The organism is Bartonella sp. P0282, assembly GCF_048452985.1.
In the GTDB taxonomy this organism is placed as follows: Bacteria; Pseudomonadota; Alphaproteobacteria; order Rhizobiales; family Rhizobiaceae; genus Bartonella; species Bartonella choladocola.
In genome coordinates, this window is the sequence record NZ_WTFO01000001.1 from 989,839 (window position 1) to 1,011,346 (window position 21,508).

Below are 21,508 nucleotides of genomic sequence, written 5' to 3' on the forward strand. Positions count from 1 at the left end.
ATCGACACGTTATAAGATACCGGCTTCAGTTTTCCGAACCTGCAAAGGGCGACAAGAAGGGGAATGTAAGAAAAGGGTTAAGGAGGATAAGACGGGGGTCAGGAGAATAAGAGGGGGAAACGAAAACCTATTGATAAGAATTACGAGAAAAATCAGGATATATTACGAAAGAAATTGCTGAAAGAATTATTCATACATCGTATGATTTTTTCACAGGAACGAATAAGAATAGAACACTTTACAGCGGCGTATTCCAACGGCTCTCAATTTGAAATAATCTCTTGGCTGTCATTTTTCGATTTTATCTTCGGGGAAAGCTTCCCGCCAGATATTGTTAGGCGGCAGCGGGAATTATAGCTATCAGTCACAGCTTGATTGTCACTTCAAAGCCTTGGGAGCTTCCCGAACGGGGAGATGAATAGTTGATTTCTATGGGCATCGTTTTTGTCAAAGCCTCGACTATGGATAGTCCCAGTCCTGATCCTTCCCTATGGTTGTCTCCGCGATAAAAACGTTGGCTCAGAAATTTTATTTTTGACGGGGGAACTACCGGGCAATCATTGGCTATAATGATTTTGTCCTGATTGATCGAAATATCCACCATTGAACCTTCCAAACTATAGTTCAGTGCATTTTCTACGAGGTTGCGTATGATGACGCCGAATGCGTCACCATTAAGATGTTTTTCGAGAGCTGTTACATAATAGGTGGTAACAATACGGCCTTTTGTCATATTGGTGCGATTGAAATCCTCGATAACAGCCTCGATAAACGGAATAAGATCAACAGGTTTTTCACTTGTACCGAGTTGGGCATCCGCGCGGGCAAGTTGCAGAAGTTTTTCACTCAATCGGCGTAGACGCTGCAAAGCATTTTCAACTTCTTTGGCCCGCGGGTGATAACGTTGGGGGGTTTCTTCAATAAAAACCTGCGTGTGTGCCAATGCCGCGGCAATAGGCGTTCTTATTTCATGCGCACTATTGGACGTGAAAGATCGCTCCGCTTCCAGTGCGGCCTTGAGCTTTGCCAGCAGGCTGTTGACGGAACCGATGATCGGCTGGAATTCGTCGGGCATAGATTGCGATTGAATGGCTTGCATATTGCCGGTGTCTTTCTTGGCAATTGTTTCGCTCAATTTTTTAATAGGGCGCAATTGGTTACGAACAATAAAACCGATCGCAAGCATACTGAGCGGAATAATAAGCACTGCGGGAATGAGCATTGCCGTCATAGCCTCGCGTGCGGCTTCACGTCGCTCTGAAAGCCTGTCGGCAACTTGTATGAGATAATCGCCATCCTGACTGACAAGCGAGTAAACTCGCCATTTTCTGGTTTTGAAAAAACCTGTTTTCAATGGAACGCCATACGGGTTGGAAGGCGCATCTTCCGAGCGCATGACCATTTTCCCGTTACGGTCCAGAACCTGATAGGTTGTATATTCTGCCGGTGTAGAGTGGTTATCCGTTCTAACAAGAAGATCGGAATCATTGTCATTGTCGCGAACATCTTCGAGAGCAAGCGGCAGCAGCCGTTCAGCAGTGACCTGTAACGTACCATCGAAGGATTCACCATATTCCTCATACATGACGAATGCAGCCATGAGACAGGCGATAACCCAAAAAACCAGATTGGCACAAGTAGCCGAAACAATAACACGACGTGTGAGGCTATTTCCCTGATGCCTGAAGCTCAACATAAGCTATACCCGCGACCATGATGGGTTTTGATGCGATCTTTACCTATTTTTTTACGTAAACGGCTAATATAAACTTCAACGGTATTGCTTTCAACTTCCGAACCGAATGCATAGATTGTATCTTCAATCTGCGATTTGGTAATCAGCATATTGGGATGGGATGCCATATGTTCGATAATGGCCCATTCACGCGAACTCAATTCAACTTCTTTATCATCAATGAACAGCCGTTTATTTTCCATGTCCAAAGTCATGGAACCGATTTTTATTTCCGATTTTGCAAGACCGTTTGTCCTTCGTGCGACGGCAGCTATTCTGGCCGTTAATTCATAAAGGTCGAAAGGTTTGACGATATAATCGTCAGCACCGCTATTCAAACCTTCAATTCTTTCACTAATCTGGTCATGGGCCGTGAGTATCACGACCGGTGAAGGCAAATTTTTTGAACGGATATTTTTAAGAAAATCCAGACCACTTCCGTCAGGAAGCCGCAAATCCAGCAAAATAAAGTCATAGTGGGTGGTTGAAACGGCGGCATAAGCATCTTCGAGGGTTTCAGCCCAATCAACAGCGTTATTCTGGTTAATCAGATGGTCGCGCACAGCACGACCAAGCGATTTATCGTCTTCAATCAGCAATACACGCATTGTTTATTTTTCCATGGCTATCTGACTGGCTTGACAAGATTTAAAAATATCAAGTCGATCATCCTTAAGAGTTGTTTTTACATTCATCATGGTCAGGACGGAAGGGAAAAGATTGTCGTGCGACATCTGTTTTGCTTCTGCGTCTTTCTTTACACAATCGAGATCAAGTTTCATCGAGCGGGCAAAGCTTGCCGATACCCATAAAACAAAGGGAATATGCGTCTGTTCTTCAGGCGCTACGGAATAGGGCATTCCATGGAGGTAAAGGCCATTCTCGCCTAAAGACTCTCCGTGATCGGACATATACACCATGGCGGAATCGAATTTTCCTTTCCGCCCGTCAAGTGCGTCGATAATCGAACTCAGGAAATAGTCCGTGTAGAGTATGGTATTGTCATAAGCATTGCGAATTTCTTCGGGCTTGCATTCGCTGAAAACAGTATTCCGGCAATCGGGACGAAAACGCCTGAATGTTTCCGGATAACGCTCGAAATAGGCGGGGCCATGGCTGCCGAGCTGATGAATGAACAACACGCTGTCATGGTCGATATGATCGAGCCATTCTGTTAATTGTTCAAGCATGATGCCGTCCTGACATTCACCATCTATACAATATGCAGGGTCTTTCCTTCCATAGAAGGAAACGGTTTTCACGCGATCTGCTACACCTTTGCTACCCGTGTTATTATCCCACCACTCGACATTCACTCCGGCATTTTGCAAAATATCGGGAAGACTATTTGTTGATATTGCGCGTGCAACCGTGAATTCTTTTCGTGGAAAGGGCGAAAACATACAAGGAAGCGACTGGGCTGTGGCTGTTCCGCATGAGGTTGTGTTTGGAAAATAGATAATATCCCGTTTTTTCAATTCGGGGTTTGTTTCTTTATCATAACCTTGCAGCGAAAAATTATCCGCGCGTGCTGTTTCACCGGCAACAACAACCATCACGCGCGGACGATGGTTTTGTGGCTCGTACGGCACAACCTTGGCATCAAGCCCCACTTGTTTGAAAATACGAGTTTTTGCATGTTCTCTGCGAACCACATATTTGACAGCATTACCTATCGGAAGAACCGGGTTGACAATGCGCACAATTTCATTGTGTTCGCGTAATGTCGAGATGAGTTGGCGCGACGTAATCAAGGTACAGAATACCGCAATCAGCAAGCAGGGAACAATAACAGAAAGATTAAGCAGCACTTTCTTTATAATGGGAAAATGTTTTACCTTAACCCATAATATCAACAAGCATGGAAATATGCCGGTCAAAAACAGGTGGAAGAAAAACAAAGGTGAAAGAAGGTCGGAAGCTTCTGCCGTGGTTGTCTCTACAGCATTGGCGATCATATCGCGGTCGATAATTGTTCCGAATTGATCGGTAAACCAGCTTGCGATACTGCCTGAAAGAATGAAAATGATAAAAACCGGTTTTATGAAATATTTGGCTGAAAATGTAACGGTCAATGCGATGAAGAGACAGGCAACACCAACAGCAATCGCGATAATGGGCGCATAATCATAATTGAATGCTTGCACCACATGTTGCCAAAAAGTGCGGTTAAATGCGACCAGCATATAAAGCGCAACGATGATTGACAGTGTCACACTACCGATAGCGGGGCGATATTTCAAAACAGCGCGAACCATAAATCACCTCACAACATTGGAGCGAAATTCTTGCGATAAAGACATTTCGATGGAAAACGGTTTGACATATTCGGCCGGAAATTTTTCGCATTGCCTGTTTGTTTCAGGCAGTTTTTCCAGCTTTTCCATTTCGCGTCTTGCAGCCGACAGATCATTTTGAAAAGCCGGAAGCTTTTTCAGCCGGTCAACAAGTTTTTCCGAATAATCCTCGTCGACTTCAACGGCACTTACGCTATGAACACCACAAATAACGCGGCTTTCAGCTATGCTGCGGGCATGAGCAAAAATTGCAGCGCGATGTTCGGGGAAAAACTCGACCAGTAATCGTGCTGCTGTCCATCCTTCCATGGCGTGACCGGACGGATAATCATATCCTGAAGGCTTTGTACAAGAAACACCACCATAGGCGACATAAGGACGGGTAACCTCGAATAGCTTTTTGGATTTTCTTACGAGCTTTTCGGAGTCTTCACTCATTTTTGCAAAAAGCTTGAAAAAATCCGGCATGTTTTCAGAAGTTAGCCGGCGAGCGGTTGCACAACTGAACCCCTGGACAAGCTCGGCCGGTGTTGCTCGTGCGTCACTTATCGCCTGTTTCCAGCGGGCACTATCTTTATAGGAACGGGTGTGCAAAAAAACTTTTTCATCGCGTTTCTGTTCGACACTTCCGGCAGGGGGAGGGGTAATGTCGAGCAACATACGTTGTTCGCCATAACGGTTGAGATAACCGCCTCCGCTCATATAGTAGCCGCTGCAAAACAATATTGAACAGCCAATAACCGTTAAAGTGAGTTTTCCAGTTTTGCGCATTCACAGAGTCCTTTTCGATTTCCTCTCTAAGTGCGAAAACTGACAGTATCCTGAACAAGAAAAATAAACTTCGGGTTGATCTAAAAAATCGGATGTCCGATATTCAAAAAAAATCTCTATTACCGGTTTTTCGGGCGAGGACGGCTTGCCAAATATCTAATTTATCCGGAACGCGTGAGGGGCAATTCAGTCTCTCGAACTCGTAAATCCGGCCATGTAACTCAAGTATTTCTATCGTAACTTCCGGAAAAATAGTGATTTCGGATGAGAAAAAACATTAAAAAGAGAAGCCGAAGTTTTTCTGTCAAAACACGAGAGCGGCACAGCCGAATAATAGGGTTCGCATGTTATCAAAATAGAACACTATCATTATTCTGTTATAATCGGATAATCGGTTTCTTTATTTCTTGAATAATCATTGTCTTTTGCCTAACACATTGGAGTTGTTGCGGCGCAGAGGTTAAAAAATGCAGAACAGCTCGTTAAAACAGGGCCTGAACAAGCGGCATGTTTTTTTTATAGCCCTCGGTTCAGCTATTGGAACGGGATTATTTTATGGGTCGGCCGGAGCTATCAAAGTTGCCGGTCCCAGTGTTTTACTGGCTTATTGCATTTCGGGCGTCATGGCATTCATGGTTATGCGCGCGCTCGGAGAAATGGTTCTCCATAATCCGCTTCCCGGTTCGTTTGGCCGCTATGCCTCGAATTATATGAGCCCGTTTTCCGGTTTTTTGACCGGTTGGACTTATGTTTTTGAAATGGTGCTGGTTTGTCTTGCCGATATTACCGCTTTTGCAACTTATATGGGGTTCTGGTTTCCCGAAGTTTCCCCCTGGTTGTGGACGCTTGGAATTACGCTTGTCATAACGGGTCTGAATTTGACGGCTGTAAAAATCTATGGCGAAATGGAATTCTGGCTTTCGGTCGTAAAAATTGCCGCCATTATAGCAATGATTATTGCCGGCTTCGGTATTATGTTGTTCGGCTTTGGAACTGCCACCCATCACGCTACCGGCATTCACAATCTCTGGAGCAATGGCGGCTTTATGCCGAATGGGTGGGAAGGTTTTATCGCTTCTTTCAGTGTTGTGGTTTTTGCGTTTGGCGGCATTGAAATTATCGGCCTTATGGCTGTTGAAGTCAAAGATGCAGACCGCAATATCCCGAAAGCGATCAATGCTATTCCGTTCCGTATTTTGTTTTTCTATGTCGCAACTCTTGCTATTTTGATGTCACTTTATCCATGGAATAAAATCGGTCTTGAAGGTAGCCCGTTCGTAACAATCTTTGAAAGCCTCGGCATTAAATATGCGGCCAACATTCTCAACATTGTTGTCATTACCGCTGCAATCTCGGCAATCAACAGTGATTTATATGGTGCAGGCCGTATGTTGCACGGCCTTGCAGAAGATGGACACGCCCCCAAAAAATTGAATTTTGTTTCCAAAAAGGGAATTCCGGTTTTGTCGGTTCTGGCGATGTTCTGTGTGCTGGTCGTGGGAGTGGTGCTCAATTATTTTATCCATGACAAACTGTTTTTCCTGATCGCTGCCATGGCAACATTTGCAACCGTTTTTGTCTGGCTGATGATTTTGCTCTCGCAGGTTTGTATGCGGTTGCGACTTCCGAAAGCCGAACAAAAAAGCTTACGTTATCAAATTCCGTTCTGGCCGGTCGGTTCGATTGTTGCAATCCTTTTTATGGTTTTCATCATCGTATTGTTGGGTTTCTTCGAGGATACGGCAGCCGCTTTGATTGTTGGTATTATCTGGGTTGTGCTGATGTCTGTCATCTATTTTTTCATGAAGAAGACAGGTAAAAATACCGGAATAAAGGCTCATTAATCAGGATAAAAATTGCCGATAGAGATGATGCAGATAGCAGTAAAAGATCTATATCTGCATCGGCTATAGCCTATAGCCATGTGTTTTCAATCCTTGACTTTGTCTAATCCTCGATTTTTGCCGGATATTCCGGCTTTGCGATTGTCTTGGCGGTGTGGGCAAGTTTGTCTATAAAAGAACTCCGGTTGGTTCGCCTCTTGGAGGGACAATGCGGGCCTTGAGGTTTCTTTCAAAAAATGTCTGCGGGAACCGGTCAGGAACACAGCTCCTGTTCGGCAACGGGTTCCTGTCTTACCGGCAGAACAGCAGGAGTGGAACGCTGCTTCATCGTTGCCATTCATCTCATCTTTACAGAATTAGGCAAACCGGTTTTCCAATGTAATCTCTGATTTGATCCGGATTTGGGGTGAAACCGGCCTTTGTGCGCCGACCGAGGTGGGGAATATTCCCGTTTTCAACAGGTTTGTTCTTTGAACATGCGCTTCGGGGGTCGGTTCTATCAGTCATAATGCATTGAAGCCTTGAGGCCTTACGGAGCAGGCAAAATCTTTGGAAAAAGTTTCACAGTAGAACAATTGTGAGAGATATATTTTTATATGTTTGCGTTAGAGGCGAAAAATACAAAAACAAGTGATTAGATATTCAAAGTGATAATAATATAATGAATATTTATATAACTTTGTAAGGAGGAAGACACCAACATCAAGGCGATATATTTTTAATTTTATTTCCGATAACCAATGTCAGGGAGGATAAAATGGCATTGATTAACTATTTGACAAGAATACAGTTCGGTTATGGTTCACTTGAAACTTTGAACGAGGAAATGGCACTTGCCGGAATAAAAAATCCTTTGCTTGTGACGGATAAGGGAGTGAGGCAACTTGGTATCATCGACAAGATAGAAAAGATTATCGGCAAAAAATTTGCTGCTATTTATGACGAAACACCGGGCAATCCGACTGAAGCGGCAGTCCGCGACGCCGAGCAACTGTTTAAAAAAATCAATGCCGACGGGATAATTGCTGTTGGTGGTGGATCTGCGATAGATTTGGCCAAAGGTGTTGCAATTCTTGCATCCCATTCACGTCCTCTGAAGGATTTTTCACCGCTTCGTGGTGGCAGTGCAACGATTACATCCAAGAATTACCCGCTCATTGCCATTCCTACAACAGCTGGGACCGGAAGCGAGGTGGGGCGCGGCGCGGTTATCATTCTTGATGATGGCAGCAAAACTGCCTTGGTATCTCCCTTTATCATTCCAAAAGCGGCTATTTGTGATCCCGAACTGACGTTAAGTCTGCCAGCCCGCCTTACCGCAGCGACAGGGATGGATGCGATTTCACATTGCATAGAAACATTTCTGGCCTCGGCGTTTAACCCTCCCGCAGACGGAATTGCTTTGGAAGGATTAAGAAGAGCATGGAAGAATATCAGGATTGCAACCAGAGAACCGGAAAACAGAGAGGCAAGACTCAATATGTTGATTGCTTCGACTATGGGGGCAATGACGTTTCAAAAAGGCCTGGGTTGTGTCCATAGTTTGAGTCATTCCCTGGGTGGGCTTAATCCCAAACTACATCATGGAACACTCAATGCGATTTTCCTTCCAGCGGTTCTCACCTTCAACCGGTCTGCGGAAAGTGTCAAAGAGGAAAACAAGTTCGATCGTCTGGCCGAGGCTATGGGAATTTCTTCAGGTGAAATGGTTGAAGATGCAATCGTCGAGTTGCGCGAAGACCTCGGTTTGCCGGACAATCTTTCCAGTCTGGGTGTCGAACGCAGTCTTTTTCCCGCTGTTATCAAAGGCGCGTTGAAAGATTCCTGTCATCCAACCAATCCGAAAACGGCAACGGCGGAAGACTATAACAACATGCTGGAAAGTTCATACTGACCAATTTTGAACAAATGTTCCAACCCGTTCAGCGAGTGATTTACGAACGGGTTGGGGGCACGAGTTCGACAATCGCCCCTTTCAATTCCGGTTGGTTGATCCCGCCACATGGCAGGACAAATACGTTTTTTATTATTTTTCGATGAAACGGAAAGAAAACGAAAAGAGTGGTTTCAATCAACGTTCTTAAGGTTGCAAATATTATAATGCGATATTGTTTGCTTCTGCGTATTTTATGAGCCATGGACGCAACGTCGATGTTGTGGTCTTGTCAAGCTCGGCAAGGAGCGCATTTTGTAAGTCGCCAATATCAAGTCTCAGCAACATGGCTTTGATAGGTCCTATTGCCGATGGTGTCATTGAAATGCGGCTGAAACCAAGTCCCAAAAGTGCCAAAGCAAGCAATGGCTTACCAGCCATTTCGCCGCATAATGTTACCGGTGTGTTGTTGCGTTCTCCCGCTTCGATTATCTTGCGTAAAGCACGCAGGAACGGGGCAGAAAGCTGGTCGAAACGGTGGGCAATTTCTGAATTTCCGCGGTCGATTGCCATCATGAATTGGAAGAGATCATTGGAGCCGACCGATACAAAGTCGACAACATGCATGAGTTCGTCAAGCTGGAAGAGGAGAGCCGGAACTTCCACCATTGCGCCCAGTTTCAACTTTGTCGGCATTTTATGACCAAAACGGGTAAGATATTTCACTTCGCGGTCGATCAATTTTCGTGTGTGATAGATTTCACCGACCTCGGTTACCATGGGCAACATCACACGTAATTCCCGCCCGCCGGAAGCTTTGAGCAAAGCGCGCAATTGTGTTCTCATCAGTGCCGGTTTGTCGAGTGTCAAGCGGATTGCACGCCAACCGAGCGCCGGATTTTCTTCTTTCCCTTTACTGCGGAAATAGGGCAAAACCTTATCGCCCCCAATATCCAGAGTCCGGAAGGTGACAGGCTTTTCACCAATTTCTTGATAGACCTTGCGGTACAGTTTTTCCTGTTCATGCGCACGGGGAAATGTGGAAGCAATCATGAATTGCAATTCGGTGCGGAATAAACCGATGCCTTCAGCGCCCGATTCATCAAGCTGTGGCAAATCGACAAGCAAACCGGCATTGATTAAAAGAGTAATATGCCGGCCATCTTTGGTATCGGCCGGTACATCGCGCAAATTACGATAGATTTTTTGTTTACGTGCACGAAAACGGGCTTTTTCGACAAAAGCGCTTTCAACATCGGCCACAGGGCGCAGGTAAACTTTGCCATCATCGCCGTCGATTATGACAGGGTCGCCATTTTCCGATAGAGACACGACCCCTTTAACCTGTCCAACAACCGGTATCGACATGGCACGTGCAACAATAGCAACATGGCTTGTTGTCGCGCCATCTTCCAAAACCAGACCACGAATGCGCTCGCGTGGATAATCAAGCAATTCGGCCGCCCCCATCGAACGGGCAACAATAATTGAATCCGTCGGTAAATCGGCATTGATTGTTTCGCGGGTTCGCCCCATCAATTGGTAGAGCAGGCGGTTTGCCAGATCATCGAAATCCGATAGCCGTTCACGCAAATAGGGATCAGTCAGGTGTGCCATGCGTGCACGCGTGTCACTCTGGACTTTTTCAACGGCCGCTTCGGCAGTCAAGCCGTTTTTGATCGCTTCTTCAAGGCGCCTTATCCAGCCACGATCATTGGCAAACATACGATAAGTTTCAAGGATTTCACGATGTTCGCCTTCGCTGGCGACATCACTTCTCGAAAGCATATCATCAATTGAAAGCCGCAACGAATTGATTGCTTTGGTGAGCTTTTCTGTTTCGGCACTGCTATTTTCGTTGAATAGATTGGTAACGACCAGACGCGGTTCGTGAAGAACAATATGCCCAAGGCCGATACCTTCATTGAGCGGCTGGCCGACAAGTGTGAACGCACGGCGCATATCCACATCGACATTGGGGCGGGTGAGCCGCGGCAAGTCGCCCGCAGCAATCATTTCTGCGAGCACCATAGCAACAGTTTCCAGTGCTTCCACTTCTTCATCGCTATAGCCGCGTTTGTTGCGATTTTGCACAACAAGAACACCTAATGTGCGACCTGCGCGCAGAATAGGAACACCGAGAAATGATGAATAGATTTCTTCGCCCGTTTCAGGAAGATAGGCGAAAGCCGGATGTTTTCTTGCATCTGTCAGATTGAGCGGACGGGCAGTGGCTGCAATGGTTCCCACCAAACCTTGCCCCAAACGCAATTCCGAAAGGTGAACAGCGCCAGGATTAAGACCTTCTGTGGCATAGAGTTCCAACATATTGTCGGAACGCAAAACATAGAACGAACAAACCTCGGCGTCCATATTGCGAGCGATTTCGCGGACGATGAGGTCAAGTCGTTCTTGTGAGTCCATGGCGCGTGCCATGAACTCGCGTAGTCGCTTCAGGATAACTTTGGGGCCTACATGGGTCTCCCGCATGATTTATCATATCTCCCATTATGATAGTTAAGTCTTATGCTCATGCTTTCAAAGGTCAACCCGCATTATTTCTTTAGAAGGATAAAGTCCAGGACTTAACCTTCAACCTTTATCCAATCCATAAACAGTATGTAATGTTCTTACTGCCAGTTCGGTATAGGCATTATCAATCAATATCGAAATTTTGATTTCGGAAGTCGTAATTGCACGAATATTGATGCCTTTTTCGGCCAATGCTTTGAAAGCGGTAGCCGCTACACCGGCATGGCTGCGCATTCCGATACCGATAATCGAAACCTTTGCCAAATCTGTTTCAGACTGGATAACATCAAAGCCGATTTCTTTTTTGTTGGCCTCAAGAGTTGCTACGGCTTTATCAATATCGGTTGCCGGTACAGTAAAGGTCATATCGGTTTTGGAGCCATCTTCCGATATATTTTGTACAATCATGTCGACATTGACATGTTCCTCTGCCAAAGGCCCGAATATAGCTGCGGAAATTCCGGGGCGATCAGCCAAACGGCGTAGCGAAATTTGTGCCTCTTCTTTGGCAAATGCAATGCCTGTGACAACCTGTTGTTCCACGATTTCATCCTCGTCGCAAATAAGTGTTCCGGGTGGATTGATAGGGTCACCCATGCCCGGAGCATCAGGATCCTCGAAACTTGAACGCACGAATGTGCGCACTTTGTGAACCATTGCAAGTTCGACCGAGCGCACTTGCAAAACTTTAGCACCAAGAGAGGCCATCTCCAGCATTTCTTCAAATGCTACTTTTGGCAGACGGCGCGCCTTCGGGTCAATGCGCGGATCGGTGGTATAGACACCATCAACATCGGTGTAGATATCGCAGCGGTCGGCTTTGACGGCTGCCGCAACGGCAACAGCACTTGTATCGGATCCGCCACGGCCGAGCGTTGTAATGCGTTTATCCGGTCCAATTCCCTGAAAACCGGCGATAACAGCAACTTGCCCTTCTTTGAAACGCTGGATCAATTGTGAACCGTCAATTTTTGTAATGCGCGCAGCACCGTGGGCATTATCGGTCTCGATAGGAATTTGCCAGCCGAGCCATGAACGCGCATTGATTCCCATGGATTGCAAAACGATTGCCAGAAGACCCGCTGTTACCTGTTCTCCGGATGCGACAACCACATCATATTCGCGCGCGTCGTGCATGGGAGAAGCTTCACGTGTCCAGCCGACAAGCTCGTTGGTTTTACCGGCCATTGCAGAAACCACAACGGCAACCTCGTTTCCGGCATCGACCTCGCGTTTGACATGGCGCGCAACATTTTTGATGCGCTCGATATTGGCGACAGAAGTCCCACCGAATTTCATTACTATGCGCGCCATTTAAACAACTCTTGCCTCTAATATTTAAAATTGTTCCAAAGCCGGGCCTTGAAGGCATCGTGGCTATGCTGACATAGCCAATATTGAGAATTTAAGCAAGACTGACATATTTACTTGTTTGTCTCTTGACTTTGCCCCATTTAAGACAGAACTCATAAACGTAATATTTTAGGAGAGCCCCATGGCAGAAGCCCCGCGTACCACGATAGATCAGGCCGAAGTAGACCATTTTTCGCGCATTGCCGCAGAATGGTGGAACCCGCAAGGAAAATTTCGCCCTCTCCACAAATTCAATCCTGCACGACTTTCCTATATCAAGGAAAAAGTATGCGAGGCTTTTGACCGCGATCCGAAGGATGCCCAACCTTTCAAAGGAATAAGGTTTCTTGACATCGGTTGCGGTGGTGGACTTCTTTGCGAGCCGATGGCGCGTCTTGGTGCTGAAGTGGTGGGGGCCGATGCATCAACAACCAATATCGAAGTGGCGAAAATTCACGCGACTCAATCCGGATTGAATATTGATTACCGCGCAACAACGGCCGAAGATTTGGCAAAAGCTGGCGAAAAATTCGACGTTGTCCTGAACATGGAAGTGGTCGAACATGTTTCGGATGTCGATCTCTTCATGTCCGAAAGTGCCAGAATGGTAAAACCCCAGGGATTGATGTTTGTTGCCACACTGAACCGTACTTTGAAGTGTTGGGGTTTGGCAATTATTGGTGCGGAATATATTTTGCGGTGGTTACCGAAAGGAACGCACGATTATAACAAGTTTTTAACGCCTGAAGAAATAACCGAAAAGCTCAATGGCGCAGGCCTCACAGTGATAGACAAATTGGGAATCACCTATAATCCTTTCAAAGATAGCTGGAACCGGTCAAAGGATATGGATGTCAATTATATGTTGCTTGCCCGCCGCTTGAAATAACGAGCCGAATTTTGTCCAAAAAGTCGGAATTGTTATGCCGGAAGGTCAGTTTTCATCTTCCGGCAAGGTTGCAAGCGGCATAACAGGAATCCCGTCCTCGACAAGTGAAGAAACATCTTCCCCTGTCGCCTCGCCATAAATGGGGCGTTGTTTGACTTCTTTGAAATGAATCCGCCTTGCTTCTTCGGCAAAACGGTCGCCCACATATTCGGCATTTTTGCGCACCTGTCTTGTAAGTTTGCGCATTTCTTCAATCATTCTTTTTTGCTCCGGGTCTAATCCCATTCCCACCTGTTCGTGCTTTTTCGATGTGGAAATGGCCGGAGCCATCAATGTTTTTTCAATATTTGTTGAATCGCAAACAGGACAGCGGATAAGTCCGGAATTTTTCTGATTTGAAAAATCATCATTATTGCGGAACCAACCGTCAAATTCATGCGCCTTATCACAATGAAGCGAAAAACGGATCATTATTTTTTGCCAAAAAGAAGTGTATCAAGCTTGCCTTTTTCATCAAGCTCGTAAAGATCATCACAGCCGCCGATATGTTTGTCACCGATAAATATTTGCGGAAATGTATTGCGTCCGTTTGCACGTTTTACCATTTCCGGCCGCTTTTGTCCGGAGGCGTCGATTTCTTCAAACGGAACGCCTTTGGAATTCAACAATTCCATAGCATTTTCGCAATAAGGGCAACCCGGACGTGTATAAATTGTTACATGCGGCATTTTTCTCTCCATTCCCGCTATATAAGTGCCTTTCCTTTTTTCCTCAAGAGGCGAGATCTTCGTACAAATCGGGTATGACCCGCGAAAAGGTGAGCACATCGACACTTTCCGCTCCGCCTCGCAACAAAGCTTTGGTTGCCGAGCGGAGGGTCGCACCCGTCGTAAAGACATCATCGATAAGCAGAATATGCTTGTCTCTTATTTTTTCCTTTTGTTTTTCGGGAACACGAAATGCACCGATCATGTTGCGTTGACGGGCTTTTTTAACGAGGCCAACCTGTTGACGGGTGTTTTTTCTGCGCATAAGAACCAGAGGTTCCAAAGGTTTTCCGGTTCTGTTGGCGATGTGTCGGGAAAGCTCGGTTGCCTGATTATATTTCCGTTTTAAAAATCGCCGGTAATGGAGCGGAACCGGTACAATCATATCGGCACTGTCAATAAGTTCTTTTCCTGCCGTCACCATCCATTCGGCCATGGATGGGGCAAGATCGGTGCGGTCGCCATATTTGAGCAGTGCTACCAGAGTGCGGGCAAGGCCGAAATGGGCAACAACCGAACGCGCCCGCCCGAATGGGGGTGGTGATTGGATAGCCTCTCCACTGAAAAAACCGTCACCAGGGTCATAAGTAAATGGAGTTCCCATAATCGGGCAATAAGGTTTGGTTATAAAATGCAGCTTTTGCCAGCACTGAGGGCATATCGTGCCATTCTTGTCGACAAAACACCCGCAACAGGGACACGTTGGCGGAAACAGCAGATTCATGGCCGGTTCGCCAATTCTCTCCTTAAATTCCTTTCCAAGACAACGTATGATTGACAAAATTTTGACCCTTTTCGATCGCTGTCTGCATCCGGAATATGATTGCGTTCGACAAGAAAATTTCGGGATATTGTGTAACTATAGGCTTTCGGTCTATTCTATCGGCGACCGGAGATATTCCAACCGGTCAGATCTATTCCAACAATGAGTTGAGATTAACCGATTGTAGCTAAAATACAATATATTGAATGATGACAGACCCACGGATTTTTGACCAGAAGAGAATTGAGCAGTTTCGCAATCGCGCTTTCATCCGCTACGGCAATAAGGGCGATTTTTTGCTCAACCATATCGTAGAGGAATTGCTGGATAGATTGCAAACAGTCGATCGTAAATTCGCTCGCGCTGTCGATCTTTTTGGACATACAGGCGCCGGTGCCGAGGCACTCGTCAAATCGGGAAAAGTCGCTGTCGTCGACATTGTTGAAAGCGATAAGCGATATACGAGCGGTTCACACAAATTCTTGCAGCGTGGGAGGGAATTTCTCGATTTGCCCGCCCACTCTTATGATCTGGCTATTTCACTTTTGTCGTTAAGCATGACCAATGATGTTCCGGGAGTGCTTAGCCAAATTCGCAGAATTTTAAAACCCGACGGTCTTTTTCTTGGTGTGATGGCTGGAACAGGAACTCTTGGTGAATTGCGTGAAAGCTTGTTGGAGGCGGAAACCGAACTTTATGGAGGAGTGAGTCCGAGGGTCTATCCTTTCGCCGATATTCGTGACGCTGGCGGTTTGTTGCAAAGAGCCGGTTTCGCTATGCCCGTCAGTGATGTCGAAAATCTTACAGTTCGTTACGATACAGCTTTCCACCTTATTGACGACTTGCGTGCTATGGGGATGCAAAATGCATTGATTGGACGGTCGCGCCGTCCTGTTGGTAGGAAATTCTTCCAACGTGTTGCAGAAATCTATGCCGAACGTTTCAGCGATCGGGACGGGCGTATCAGGGCGAGCTTCTCGTTTATCTGGCTTTCAGGCTGGGCACCGGACGAAAGCCAGCAAAAGCCTGCCCGTCCGGGAAGCGCAACAATTTCGCTTGTCGATGTTCTGGGCGATAAATCGGCTCATTGATAGCACATAATAGTTCGATAAACTTTCATTTATCTTTGAAAGCCGGATTAAGCGGTTTTCGGCTTTTTCGCAGGCAATAAAGAGAAATTCGGGCGCAACCGTTTTATGACGGGTGGATTTTCCTTCAAGTATTGCTGAGTTCCTTGTCATTGTCCGATTCAAAAACCGCTTTATCGGTTTCATGTAAAATTTGGCTGGTGATTGTTGCCGCTGTCATTGATCCGTTCACATTCAAGGCCGTACGTCCCATGTCGATCAATGGTTCAATCGAGATCAGCAATGCAACCAATGTTACCGGCAATCCCATGGTTGGCAGAACAATCAGTGCTGCAAATGTTGCACCGCCTCCGACACCTGCCACGCCGATCGAGCTTAATGTGACGATGCCAACGAGTGTTGCAATCCATACAGGGTCAAGCGGATTGATGCCAACGGTCGGGGCTACCATTGTGGCAAGCATTGCCGGATAAAGACCGGCGCAACCATTTTGACCGATTGTGGCGCCGAAGGAGGCAGCAAAACTTGCAATTGATTGGGGAACACCGATGCGTTCGGTCAGGGCTTCGATATTTAAAGGAATGCTCGCGGCACTCGACCGGCTGGTGAAAGCGAATGTGAGAACCGGCATCACTTTTGAAAAGAAACGCAAGGGATTGATTCCGGAAAGTCCGAGCAAAAGTCCGTGGACGCAAAACATGATTGCAAGTCCCAGATAGGATGCAACGATAAAGGCCAATAATTTCAGAATATCTTCTGCATTGGACGTTGCTGAAACCTTGGTCATAAGGGCAAAAACACCATAAGGGGTGAGTAAAATGACAAGGCGAACCAGTTTCATGACCCAGGCTTGCAATGTGTCTATTGCCGAAATCACGCCTTTGCCTTTTTCCGGATTATCTTTCATTAAACGTATCGCGGCAGCACCCAGAAAAGCAGCGAAAATAACCACGCTGATAATAGAGGTCGGATTGGCGCCTGTAAGATCGGCAAACGGATTTTTCGGGATGAACGAAAGGATAAGTTGCGGCACACTCATATCGGCAACTTTTGACATGTAATTGGTTTGAATAGCACTCAGTCGGGCAGTTTCTGCGGTTCCTTGAACCAGTCCTTCAGCCGAAAGGCCAAAAAGATTGACCATCATGACGCCGACAAAAGCCGCAATCAACGTAGTGAACAACAAAATACCAATCGTGATCGTGCTGATTTTACCGAGCGACGACGCCGAATGAAGACGTGCAACGGCCGAAAGAATCGACGCGAATACCAGTGGCATGACAATCATTTGCAAAAGCAGAACATAACCATTGCCAACGATATTGAACCATTCGATCGACTTTTTCAGCCCGGCATTACCAAGTCCGTAGACGAATTGTAAAACAATCCCGAAAATGACACCGATAACAAGTCCGATCAGAACACGGCGGGAGAGGCTCCATCCGGTTCTGGACATCCTTGCGATAGCGATGAGTAGAAGAATGAATATGACGAGATTGGCGATAAAACCGATTATCATGAAAATCTGTCCCTTATGCCGACATAACAGCACGTTTATATAAAATTATTTCCTAACACAGGATATAGGAGGCAGTTTCGTCGATCTCAAAGAAAGATATTTCAATAAATAAAGATAGTGAGCAAATTTATGCTATTAAAAATGTGGTTATTGAGAATCTTTTACCGTGGTGACTTGCGGGATCGGAGATTGTTTCACAGCACCGGTCATTGTTGTATAATCGACTTTATTCTGGAAAATCGATTGCGTGAATTCTGCATCCTTGCGATCACCCAACATCGGAACGAGAATGAGACCGAGTGCGACGGCAACGGATCCAAAAAGTAATACTATTCGCAAAACACCAGTTCCTGCCGATTGGGTTATGTCGTTACGGTTTGTTTTTGAAAACTCTTGGTGATGCATGATAATTCTCCAGAGTAATTATGAACTATGGTAAAAGTCACCTGTTAATAACCGCTTAACACAAAGCCGGCGTGACAAATTCACGTAAAACAAAGTAAACGATCAGTTAATATAGAATATCTTTCAGAATAGGTATTAACGGTTTATCGGCCGGTGGCATTGGATAGTGATCGAGATCTGCGGCCGAAATCCATTTGATATTTTGCCCTTCGGCTCCCTTTGCTATTCCTTGATAACGTCTGCATATATAGAGTGGCATAAGGAGATGGAATTTTTCATAAGAATAACTGGCAAAAGTGAGCGGCGAAAGGCATTCTTCTTTTACAGTAATTGCCAATTCTTCATAAAGCTCCCGAATAAGAGCCTCTTCAGGTGTTTCCCCGGCTTCCAATTTTCCTCCGGGAAATTCCCATAATCCCGCCAATGATTTTCCTTGTGGGCGTTGAGCCAGCAGTACCCGATTATCTGTGTCGATCAATGCACAGGCAACAACTATGAGAATTGGTTTTGAGATTGTCAAACGCCCGGTCTCCAATATTGATAATGGTAGATTGTTTTGAAACCGGCCGCGGTATAGAGCCGCCATGCTGCACTGTTCAAAGTTTCAACCTGTAACCAGAGCCGTTCGATCGGTACGTCCACGGATTTACGCCTGATTGTACTCATCAGGCTTTGCAGAGCAAGACCACCCAATCCACGGCCACGCAGATCCGGCACGATTGCAAAATCGATAAGGCCTACCTGCCCGAAATCGTTCACAGTAATGATATTGCCGATCACACGGTCATCCCGTTGCAGCTCGTAAAATGTCGGTTTTCCCTTGATGCGTTTTAAAAGCTTGAAATAGATCTCGGCATATCGGTTTTCATGCGTGTGGTTACGCACGGTGAGTTTACAATAGTCTTCAATTCCGATGGCTGTGAGTTTTACATCCGACCCTGAAATATGGGGGAGCGGCTCCAGAGCCATCACCGCTACATCTTTGAAATTTGCCCAACCGTTTTGCTTCAGCTCGTCGAATAGTTCGATCGGAGCAAGCGGTGTCAAACGCAATGGTCGCCTGTAAACGCCATTTTCAAAACAGAGGCGCTTGACCCGTTCTTCGAGATTTTTATTATCATCAGGATCAAGCGGGGTTACCGAATTCACACGTGCCGAGGGAAAATCCGGCGTAGAGCGACAAGCCCAAACGCCATCATAAAATTCTTTTTCCGTAGGCCAGGCACGTGTGGAAAGTGCTTCGAGCCTGCGTATTTCGGCCAGAGTTGTACTCCGGCGTTCTCTATTATCAACTTCTGTAGTCACCATTAATCTCGACATATTCTTTGGTCAAATCGCATGACCATATCGTTGCAGAGCCATTGCCCAAGCCGATATCGGCTTTAATGACGATGTGGGAGCCTTTCATGTAGTTCGAGGCTTCCTCTTCACTATAATGGGGATCACGTTCACCATCAACCGCAAGACGGTGAGGCCCGAACCAGATCGACAACCGGTCACGATCAGCCTCCACACCGGCTTTGCCAACGGCCATAACCACACGCCCCCAATTGGCATCTTCACCAGCCACTGCGGTTTTTACCAATGGCGAATTGGCTATTGAACGTGCAATAATTTTTGCAGCTTCATTTGTTGTTGCACCTTCAACCCTGACTTCAATCAGATGGTGTGCGCCTTCACCGTCGGTGACAACCTGCAAAGAAAGCTCGTGTAAAATTTCATAAACCGCATCGGCAAGAATCGTGTAACGCGGGTCATTTTTTTGGGTAAGCGGTTTGATTTTTTCGTCGGCTGTACCAGTCGCAAATAAAAGCAGCGTATCCGATGTTGATGTATCACTGTCGACCGTAATGGCGTTGAAAGTATCACGAACCTTATCTGATAATATTTCCTGCAGAACGAGCGAATCGACTGGCGCATCGGTTACGATAAACGAGAGCATTGTTCCCATATCAGGGGCGATCATGCCGGCACCTTTGGCAATGCCATTGATGATGACAGGATGACCATCAAAATCGACAGTGCGTGTTGCAAGTTTGGGAAACGTGTCGGTTGTCATAATGGCTTTGACAGCCTCAAGCCATTTGTCTTCTTCCGCACTTTTTGCCATTTCGGGCAAGAGGCCGGTAAAGCGTGATGCGTCCATCGGTTCACCGATGACGCCGGTGGATGCAAGATAGATTTCTTCCGGAGTTGCGCCCAAAGCTTCGGCGGCCGCTTTTGCGGTAGCATTTGTTGTTGCAATGCCTTTTTTGCCCGTAAATGCATTGGCATTGCCTGAATTGATGACAACGCCGCGCGCAATTTTATGAGAGAGGATTTTTCTGCAATGGTCAACAGGAGCAGACGGGCATTTTGAACGTGTGAACACGCCGGCAACGCTTGCTTTTTTATCAAAGACAATGAGAAGAAGGTCGGTGCGGCCTTTATATTTTATGTGTGCTTCTCGTGTGTCAAGACGGACACCTTTGATAATCGGCATTCGGGGATAAGTCTTTGGTGCAAGCGGAGAAATTTTACCAGCCATAGCAACCTCATTTAAAAAAGCGGAAATCGAGAAAAACAATAATGCCGGACAAAGCTTTTGAAAAGGCAATTGTCCGGCATTTCAAAAATAAAGCCAAGTTTTATTGATCTTCTTCGTCGGATTGTTCACCGGGAAGGTCACCCGTATCGCTATCCGGTTGCTGCATCAATTTGGCAACGTTTTCGTCAGGATATTTGACATCCATTTTACCACGCAATTCGCCTATCAATTTGACGTAGCGTTCCCGTGCTATCATATTGCGAATACCGTCTTTGACATCGGCAAATGCAGGTGGCTGTTTCTCGCGACGGTCTTCAACCTTGATAACGTGCCAGCCGAACGGGCTTTCAACCGGTGTCTTTGTGTATTCACCAACTTTCAAAGCAAAAGCGGCATCTTCAAACGGCTTGACCATTTGTCCGCGGCTGAAGTAACCGACATCGCCGCCTGTTGTAGCAGCCGATTTTTCGCTCGACTTGGCCTTGGCAAGGTCATCGAATTTTGCGCCTTTATTCAGGCTTTTGATAATGTCTTCAGCTTCTTTTTTCGTCTTTACCAGAATATGGCGGGCGCGCACTTCCTGTTCTTTGGGAAGACCGGCGATTTCTTTTTCGTAACGCGCTTTGACATCATCATCGGTAATTTTATCGACAATGGAATTTTTGAAATAAAGCTGCTGAAGAACGTTATCACGCATAATAGCCATGCGTTTTTCGTATTCGGGTGTTTTGTCGAGACCATCCTTCAATGCTGAATCGGATAAAGTCTTCATATCGACGTAAATTTTTAGAACGGTAATCCGGCGTTGCTGGTCGGGCAAACGGGCAAGTCCCGGATCAATGTCATTGGCCATAGCGTCGAGGTCGCCTGCGGTTACGTCTTTCCCGTCGACAACAGCCATTACATGCGAAGGATCAACAGGCTTTTCGGCTTGTGCAGCAGGCGCAGATAACGGATCCGGCAATTTCGGTTGGGCAGCAGGAGCCGCAGCATTCGGCGTATCCGGTTGAGGCGTGTTCTGTGCTAGCGAACTCAAGCTTGTGCCAAGCAATAGAGCTGACGATAGCAACAGGGTAGTTGGAATGAATTTCATAAACGGTCTCCTTGTGAACGGACAAGCGTTCTGGACTGAAATTTTGGTTAAA

Annotated in this window: 20 protein-coding genes; 5 read left to right on the forward strand and 15 right to left on the reverse strand. The window is 46.3% G+C overall.

Annotated elements, in window-relative coordinates; translation table 11 throughout:
• Positions 1-364: 364 nt before the first annotated feature.
• Genes GQS64_RS04360 through GQS64_RS04375 form a run of 4 tightly spaced genes read right to left on the reverse strand, consistent with a single transcriptional unit; the run spans position 365 to position 4,803 of the window.
• Positions 365-1,696, reverse strand: a complete 1,332-nt coding sequence (locus tag GQS64_RS04360; RefSeq protein ID WP_198230727.1) for an ATP-binding protein — start codon at positions 1,694-1,696, stop codon at positions 365-367.
• On the reverse strand, positions 1,690-2,343 hold the full coding sequence (locus GQS64_RS04365) for a response regulator transcription factor (RefSeq protein ID WP_077991240.1): 654 nt from the start codon (positions 2,341-2,343) through the stop codon (positions 1,690-1,692). The genes GQS64_RS04360 and GQS64_RS04365 overlap by 7 nt, the downstream gene beginning before the upstream one ends.
• Positions 2,344-2,346: 3 nt before the next feature.
• Positions 2,347-3,993 (reverse strand): phosphoethanolamine transferase, encoded by a 1,647-nt coding sequence (locus tag GQS64_RS04370; protein ID WP_198230728.1) that lies wholly within the window; start codon positions 3,991-3,993, stop codon positions 2,347-2,349.
• 3 nt (positions 3,994-3,996) lie between these two features.
• Positions 3,997-4,803: an acid phosphatase gene (locus GQS64_RS04375; RefSeq protein ID WP_198230729.1), complete on the reverse strand. Its 807-nt coding sequence runs from the start codon at positions 4,801-4,803 to the stop codon at positions 3,997-3,999.
• Positions 4,804-5,270: 467 nt separating this feature from the next.
• On the opposite strand from GQS64_RS04375, the gene GQS64_RS04380 reads away from it, so the two are divergent.
• The 3 genes from GQS64_RS04380 to GQS64_RS04390 all read left to right on the forward strand — a co-directional run bounded on the left by GQS64_RS04380 (position 5,271) and on the right by GQS64_RS04390 (position 8,541).
• Entirely contained in the window at positions 5,271-6,647 is a 1,377-nt protein-coding gene (locus tag GQS64_RS04380; RefSeq protein WP_077991247.1) for an amino acid permease, read from the forward strand.
• A 236-nt stretch (positions 6,648-6,883) separates the two neighbouring features.
• Positions 6,884-7,036, forward strand: coding sequence for a hypothetical protein (locus GQS64_RS04385; protein ID WP_198230730.1), 153 nt, complete (start codon positions 6,884-6,886; stop codon positions 7,034-7,036).
• A gap of 368 nt (positions 7,037-7,404) precedes the next feature.
• The gene (locus GQS64_RS04390) at positions 7,405-8,541 is read left to right on the forward strand and encodes an iron-containing alcohol dehydrogenase (RefSeq protein ID WP_077991259.1); all 1,137 of its coding nucleotides are present in this window, start codon (positions 7,405-7,407) and stop codon (positions 8,539-8,541) included.
• Between the two features lie 201 nt (positions 8,542-8,742).
• On the opposite strand, the gene ptsP is transcribed toward GQS64_RS04390, so the two are convergent.
• Complete coding sequence (gene ptsP / locus GQS64_RS04395) at positions 8,743-11,010, reverse strand: phosphoenolpyruvate--protein phosphotransferase (protein ID WP_198230731.1); 2,268 nt, start codon at positions 11,008-11,010, stop codon at positions 8,743-8,745.
• A gap of 102 nt (positions 11,011-11,112) precedes the next feature.
• Entirely contained in the window at positions 11,113-12,366 is a 1,254-nt protein-coding gene (locus tag GQS64_RS04400) for an aspartate kinase (RefSeq protein WP_077991265.1), read from the reverse strand.
• A gap of 181 nt (positions 12,367-12,547) precedes the next feature.
• Between GQS64_RS04400 and ubiG the strand changes: the two genes are divergently transcribed.
• Positions 12,548-13,294 (forward strand): bifunctional 2-polyprenyl-6-hydroxyphenol methylase/3-demethylubiquinol 3-O-methyltransferase UbiG, encoded by a 747-nt coding sequence (gene ubiG / locus GQS64_RS04405; protein ID WP_198230732.1) that lies wholly within the window; start codon positions 12,548-12,550, stop codon positions 13,292-13,294.
• Positions 13,295-13,339: 45 nt separating this feature from the next.
• On the opposite strand, the gene GQS64_RS04410 is transcribed toward ubiG, so the two are convergent.
• From GQS64_RS04410 to GQS64_RS04420, 3 genes are read right to left on the reverse strand one after another with little or no spacing between them, the layout of a single operon-like run.
• The gene (locus GQS64_RS04410; protein WP_077991269.1) at positions 13,340-13,765 is read right to left on the reverse strand and encodes a DUF1178 family protein; all 426 of its coding nucleotides are present in this window, start codon (positions 13,763-13,765) and stop codon (positions 13,340-13,342) included.
• Entirely contained in the window at positions 13,765-14,022 is a 258-nt protein-coding gene (gene grxC, locus GQS64_RS04415) for a glutaredoxin 3 (protein WP_198230733.1), read from the reverse strand. The genes GQS64_RS04410 and grxC overlap by 1 nt, the downstream gene beginning before the upstream one ends.
• A 43-nt stretch (positions 14,023-14,065) precedes the next feature.
• On the reverse strand, positions 14,066-14,785 hold the full coding sequence (locus GQS64_RS04420) for a ComF family protein (protein ID WP_198230734.1): 720 nt from the start codon (positions 14,783-14,785) through the stop codon (positions 14,066-14,068).
• A 248-nt stretch (positions 14,786-15,033) separates the two neighbouring features.
• On the opposite strand from GQS64_RS04420, the gene GQS64_RS04425 reads away from it, so the two are divergent.
• A complete protein-coding gene (locus GQS64_RS04425) occupies positions 15,034-15,915 on the forward strand; it encodes a methyltransferase domain-containing protein (protein WP_077994460.1) in 882 nt (293 codons plus the stop codon).
• A 124-nt stretch (positions 15,916-16,039) separates the two neighbouring features.
• On the opposite strand, the gene GQS64_RS04430 is transcribed toward GQS64_RS04425, so the two are convergent.
• From GQS64_RS04430 to GQS64_RS04455, 6 genes are all read right to left on the reverse strand, one after another.
• Positions 16,040-17,431: an L-cystine transporter gene (locus GQS64_RS04430; RefSeq protein ID WP_198230735.1), complete on the reverse strand. Its 1,392-nt coding sequence runs from the start codon at positions 17,429-17,431 to the stop codon at positions 16,040-16,042.
• Positions 17,432-17,578: 147 nt separating this feature from the next.
• Positions 17,579-17,836: a hypothetical protein gene (locus GQS64_RS04435; protein WP_077991277.1), complete on the reverse strand. Its 258-nt coding sequence runs from the start codon at positions 17,834-17,836 to the stop codon at positions 17,579-17,581.
• Positions 17,837-17,942: 106 nt separating this feature from the next.
• Positions 17,943-18,356, reverse strand: coding sequence for an 8-oxo-dGTP diphosphatase MutT (gene mutT, locus GQS64_RS04440; RefSeq protein ID WP_256435139.1), 414 nt, complete (start codon positions 18,354-18,356; stop codon positions 17,943-17,945).
• Positions 18,353-19,144 carry a GNAT family N-acetyltransferase gene (locus tag GQS64_RS04445; RefSeq protein ID WP_188318072.1) on the reverse strand — a complete coding sequence of 264 codons (792 nt, stop codon included), beginning with the start codon at positions 19,142-19,144 and terminating at the stop codon, positions 18,353-18,355. The genes mutT and GQS64_RS04445 overlap by 4 nt, the downstream gene beginning before the upstream one ends.
• Positions 19,125-20,363 (reverse strand): bifunctional glutamate N-acetyltransferase/amino-acid acetyltransferase ArgJ, encoded by a 1,239-nt coding sequence (gene argJ / locus GQS64_RS04450; protein WP_077994462.1) that lies wholly within the window; start codon positions 20,361-20,363, stop codon positions 19,125-19,127. Before argJ ends, GQS64_RS04445 begins: the two co-directional genes overlap by 20 nt.
• A 100-nt stretch (positions 20,364-20,463) precedes the next feature.
• Entirely contained in the window at positions 20,464-21,456 is a 993-nt protein-coding gene (locus tag GQS64_RS04455; protein WP_077991291.1) for a peptidylprolyl isomerase, read from the reverse strand.
• Positions 21,457-21,508 lie beyond the last annotated feature (52 nt).